At 47.2% G+C, this 4564-nt stretch carries 6 protein-coding genes; 3 read left to right on the top strand and 3 right to left on the bottom strand.

Annotated elements, in window-relative coordinates:
• Positions 1 to 155 precede the first annotated feature (155 nt).
• Positions 156 to 593 carry a PepSY-like domain-containing protein gene (locus tag ACTIE6_RS18335; RefSeq protein ID WP_439558023.1) on the top strand — a complete coding sequence of 146 codons (438 nt, stop codon included), beginning with the start codon at positions 156 to 158 and terminating at the stop codon, positions 591 to 593.
• Positions 594 to 675: 82 nt separating this feature from the next.
• Here the strand turns inward: ACTIE6_RS18335 and ACTIE6_RS18330 are convergent, their stop codons facing one another.
• Positions 676 to 1011: a HigA family addiction module antitoxin gene (locus ACTIE6_RS18330; protein ID WP_439558022.1), complete on the bottom strand. Its 336-nt coding sequence runs from the start codon at positions 1009 to 1011 to the stop codon at positions 676 to 678.
• An 11-nt stretch (positions 1012 to 1022) separates the two neighbouring features.
• Positions 1023 to 1301 carry a type II toxin-antitoxin system RelE/ParE family toxin gene (locus tag ACTIE6_RS18325; RefSeq protein ID WP_439558021.1) on the bottom strand — a complete coding sequence of 93 codons (279 nt, stop codon included), beginning with the start codon at positions 1299 to 1301 and terminating at the stop codon, positions 1023 to 1025.
• Between the two features lie 105 nt (positions 1302 to 1406).
• Between ACTIE6_RS18325 and hemF the strand changes: the two genes are divergently transcribed.
• The gene (hemF, locus tag ACTIE6_RS18320) at positions 1407 to 2321 is read left to right on the top strand and encodes an oxygen-dependent coproporphyrinogen oxidase (RefSeq protein ID WP_439558020.1); all 915 of its coding nucleotides are present in this window, start codon (positions 1407 to 1409) and stop codon (positions 2319 to 2321) included.
• Positions 2322 to 2548: 227 nt separating this feature from the next.
• On the opposite strand, the gene ACTIE6_RS18315 is transcribed toward hemF, so the two are convergent.
• Complete coding sequence (locus ACTIE6_RS18315) at positions 2549 to 3628, bottom strand: o-succinylbenzoate synthase (protein WP_439558019.1); 1080 nt, start codon at positions 3626 to 3628, stop codon at positions 2549 to 2551.
• A gap of 68 nt (positions 3629 to 3696) precedes the next feature.
• On the opposite strand from ACTIE6_RS18315, the gene lpxK reads away from it, so the two are divergent.
• The coding region (gene lpxK, locus ACTIE6_RS18310) for a tetraacyldisaccharide 4'-kinase (protein WP_439558018.1) at positions 3697 to 4564 on the top strand (868 nt) is incomplete at its 3' end.

Raw genomic sequence — 4564 nt, 5'->3', positions numbered from 1 at the left:
ATATAATAACGGAGTTCAAACCCTAAACAGGCAGTACAGCGTGGACGAATGGGAGGGTGAAAATTTGAAGAATGAAAAAAAGTCACGGACTACATAGGGGGATCCAGGGGGCCGGTTGTCATCACACGAAAGTAATTTTTAACTAATTGGTAAGAATGATGAAAGCACTCTCAATTTCCCTGGTAATGATCATGCTGGCCGTTTTTGGCTGCGATAACGAAAAAGTAGTGAACGAAACCAGCTTGCCGCCTCAGGCCAATGAATTTATTGAGGCGCATTTTCCTGGCGCACGTATTTCCCGGGTTGTACGTGACCGCGACGATCTGCTCACGAGCTATGATGTGATCTTGGACAACCAGGTCGAATTGGAATTCGACAACAAAGGCGAATGTTACAGCGTGGACGGTACAAACGACGCAAAGATTCCCGACAGTGTTGTCCCTTTGAAGGTGCTCGAATACGTACAAACCAACTACCCGGATCAATTCATTACAGAGTGGGAAAGGAGCAAAACAACCCAGGAAGTCAAACTTTCTAACCGGAAAGAGCTGGTATTTAACCTGAGCGGCACATTTTTGAGGGTTGATGATTGAGGTTTAAAAGAGGTAATTAGTAACAGAAAGCGGAGCTGGTGCTCCGCTTTCTGTTTTGTAAAGGAATATAATCCGGAAATGATCAGACCACCTGTGCATTGCGGGATTTTGAAGGAGCCCAGAAGTGAGTTACTGTATGCGTTTTTACCTTTTTCTCCGCTTCCCCGAGGTCATAATTTTGTTGCATGTTAAGCCAAAGCTGCGGGGTTGTGTTAAATGCTTCCGCGAGTCTGAGCGCCATGTCAGGCGTAACTGCCTGGTGGCCATTTATGAGTTGTGAGAGCGTTTTACGCGTCACGCCCAACCCTTTTGCAGCATCGGTTATCGTCAACTCCAACGGTACAAGATATAAATCCCTCAATACCGTTCCTGGATGTACCGGATTCTTCATTGGTCCTTTTACACTATGCTCTTCCATATAAATTCTTTTTAATGATAGTCCAGATAATCCACATCTACTACATCTTTCCCTTCAAACCTAAAAATGATCCGATAGTTTGCATTGACCTTAACAGCCCAAAAATCTTTTAGTTCGCCTGATAGCTTGTGTAATCCTGAACCTGGAAAATCCATTTCTTCCGGGATACTCGCAGCATCAAGCAATGTTAAGACAAGGCTGATCTTACCTAGCTGTGAAGCCGGTAACTTAGAGCTGTCACCTTTTTGATAAAACAGTCGGAGGGGTTTGCTGACAATGCTTTTGATCATTTGCAAATGTAACACGTTACGTAACGCGTGTCAACCAGCGTCCTTTATTGCTGTTTTCCATTTCACTTTTATCGTACTTTTGCCGGCTGAATATCAAGTGAAATTATGAGAGTTGAAGAAATAGAAGCGTTTTTTAAGGAGTTACAGGATCGCATTTGCAGTGCTTTGGAAAGTACCGACGGAGCGGCTAGGTTCCAGGAAGACTTGTGGGAGCATCACTCAGGTGGCGGCGGAAGAACGCGACTGATCCAGAACGGGAATGTGATTGAAAAAGGTGGAGTCAATTTTTCAAGCGTTAAAGGCGAGGTACATCCGAGGTTGCGCCAGCAAATGAACCTGAACCCCGGCGACGATTTTCATTTCACCGCAACGGGCGTTTCCATTGTGATGCACCCGCACAATCCGCACGTTCCAATTATCCACATGAACGTTCGCTATTTCGAATTGAGCAACGGTACCTGCTGGTTTGGCGGCGGCATTGATCTTACGCCGCATTATGTGGTGGAAGAAGATGCGCATTTTTTTCACCAAACCCTGAAAGCAGCCTGTGACAAACACCACGAGGCCTTTTATCCCGAGTTCAAGACCTGGGCAGACGATTATTTTTACATTCCCCATAGATCAGAAACCAGAGGCATAGGCGGCATATTCTTCGATTACCTGAAACCTGATGAGGAAGGTAAAGGCCAAGGATTATCCAAAGAAGCGCTTTTTGCATTCGTCAGGGAAGTAGGCGAAAATTTTGCGCCTGTTTATACTGCTTTGATGGAAAAGCACAGGAATGATCCATTTACGGAAACAGAAAAACAATGGCAATACCTGCGCCGCGGCCGATATGTGGAGTTCAACCTAGTGTGGGACCGGGGTACCAAGTTTGGTTTGGAAACAAACGGACGTACCGAATCCATCCTAATGAGCTTGCCTCCGCAGGCTAACTGGGAGTACAACTTTATACCCGAAAGCGGCTCACGGGAAGCTGAGACGCTGGGGTATTTGAAGAAGGGGATGCATTGGGTTTGACCCCCAACCCCCTGGGAGGGGGCTTTTGCGGAGTACTAACGATTTACATTCCAGGCTTTTCAAGCCGTAATACGATTATTAAATAAGCCCCCTCATAGGGAGTTGGGGCCGTGCAGAGTACCACTAATTTCCCGATGCTAGCCTCTTCAAGCCGAAATGCAGTTTCAAATAAGCCCCCCTTGGGGGGATGGGGGGTACACAGCCACCCCCTTATAGGTGGTCGGGGGTCAAAACGGCAAACTCCAGCCCTTCTCCGTATTATAATGCAGGTACCCATTCCTGACTTCCAGCGGGGAATCGAAATTGTTGACATAAAGTTGCCCGGTACCCAATCCCTGCGGAAGCGGGTTATCGAATGCGGCAGTGTATTGAGCAATTGCATTCAACCCAATATTTGATTCAAGCGCTGAGGTGATCCACCAGCCGATTTGCAGCCGGTTGGCAATTTCTATCCATTCACTTGTATGCCGGAATCCGCCTAGAAGCGTTGGCTTTAATATGATAAATGGAGGAGCAAGCTTTTTAAGTAATGCGAATTTTTCACGGTAATCGAACACTCCTATCAACTCCTCGTCAAGCGCAACAGGTACAGGTGAAGACTGGCATAATGCAGCCATTAATTCGTGCTGACCGGCTTTAACAGGCTGCTCAATCGAATGCAGGTCAAATGCAGCCAGCACATTCAGTTTTTGATTGACATCATTTGGTAAAAATGCGCCATTCGCATCCACGCGCAACGTGATCTGATCCTGATTATAAGTACCACGAACAGTTTCCAGAATGCGGCATTCTTTATCAAAATCAATCGCGCCAACCTTCATTTTCAGTGTAGTAAACCCTTGCGCGAGCTTGTCTTCCACCTGTTCAAGCATATTTTCATAAGAGCCCATCCAGATCAGTCCGTTCATCAGCACGCCTGTCTTTCCTTCCGAGAATGTATTCCTGAATAGCTTTCGGTCTCCTCCTTTCATAATATCCAGCAATGCACTTTCAACTCCGAAACGAATAGAAGGTAAATGCTGTGGTACCACCTGGTCGAGAATAATGCCGAGGTTGAATGGAAATACGTCAAGATCAAGCTCATTAAACAAATCACAGACCTCGCGGAGCTGTGTTTCAAAATCAGGAAGATCGTCGACGGACAAACCGGGAAGCGGGCCGCATTCACCGTAACCGGTAAGCCCCGGCTGTTCAGAATCTGTTACCTGCAGAATCCAGGAAGTCTTTTGTGTAAGAACCCCACGCGAGGTGCCAGCTTCTTTGCGAAAATGAAGCGTACAGGGTCTGTACACAATTTTTAAGGGCATGGGAACGTGGTGTCAGGTATCAAAAGGGCAACAATATTAGGTAAAAAATATGTAATTATGCAGCTTATATGAAAGATCACCAGTGGTTAAAAGCGGCGCTAATCCCATTCTCGTGGGTGTACGGTTTGGTCACCCGGCTGCGTAACCTGCTGTACGATCTCGGCTGGTTCCGGTCAAACAAAGCATCTCAGATCATCATATCAATCGGTAACCTCACGGTGGGCGGCACGGGAAAAACACCTGTTACTGAATACCTGACCAACCTGCTCGCGGCCTCTACCCCACCCGCCATTCTGAGCCGAGGTTATGGAAGAAAAACGCGCGGCTTTGTCCTGGCCAGCCACGATTCCACAGCTGCTGACATTGGTGATGAGCCACTGCAGTTTTTCCAAAAGTTTAATAATAAAGGTGTCGTGGTTGCAGCGAGTGAAAATCGCTCAGCCGGTGCAGCCAGGCTCGCCGAGCTCTACCCTGAGACAAGACTTATACTACTCGACGATGCTTTTCAGCACCGGGCGATCAGGCGCGATATCAATATCCTGTTAAACGATTTCAACCGCCCGTTTTACAAAGATCATCCATTTCCGGCAGGAAGGCTGCGTGAAAACCGGGATGGGGCCAGCCGCGCCGATGCTGTTATCGTCACAAAATGCCCGGCTGAGCTGGACAATTTCTCCAAAGAACAGATCAGCAGACAAATCGCACATTATGCCGGGACAGGAAAGCCCGTGTTTTTCGCATTCACGGATTACGCCGCTCCAACAGACTTCAATGGAGCGCCAGTGCAGTTAAAGAATGTTAAAATCGTTGCCGGAATAGCAGATCCAAGCCCGTTTATCCGATATATAGACAGCCACTTCAACGTTTTAGATACAGCTGTGTTCCCTGATCACCATAATTACAGCCAGGCAGATGTTGAAGGTCTGATTAAGTACC

This window comes from Dyadobacter sp. (genome assembly GCF_051859145.1).
In the GTDB taxonomy this organism is placed as follows: Bacteria; Bacteroidota; Bacteroidia; order Cytophagales; family Spirosomataceae; genus Dyadobacter.
Note: the sequence above shows the minus strand (reverse complement) of the source record. Positions and strands in the feature narration are given on the sequence as shown.

Excerpts from the sequence above, each read along its gene's own strand:
- ACTIE6_RS18330 (WP_439558022.1), bottom strand. The coding sequence starts at position 1,011 with ATGGAAGAGCATAGTGTAAAAGGACCAATGAAGAATCCGGTACATCCA.
- ACTIE6_RS18315 (WP_439558019.1), bottom strand. The coding sequence starts at position 3,628 with ATGCCCTTAAAAATTGTGTACAGACCCTGTACGCTTCATTTTCGCAAA.
- hemF (WP_439558020.1), top strand. The coding sequence starts at position 1,407 with ATGAGAGTTGAAGAAATAGAAGCGTTTTTTAAGGAGTTACAGGATCGC.
- ACTIE6_RS18335 (WP_439558023.1), top strand. The coding sequence starts at position 156 with ATGATGAAAGCACTCTCAATTTCCCTGGTAATGATCATGCTGGCCGTT.
- ACTIE6_RS18325 (WP_439558021.1), bottom strand. The coding sequence starts at position 1,301 with ATGATCAAAAGCATTGTCAGCAAACCCCTCCGACTGTTTTATCAAAAA.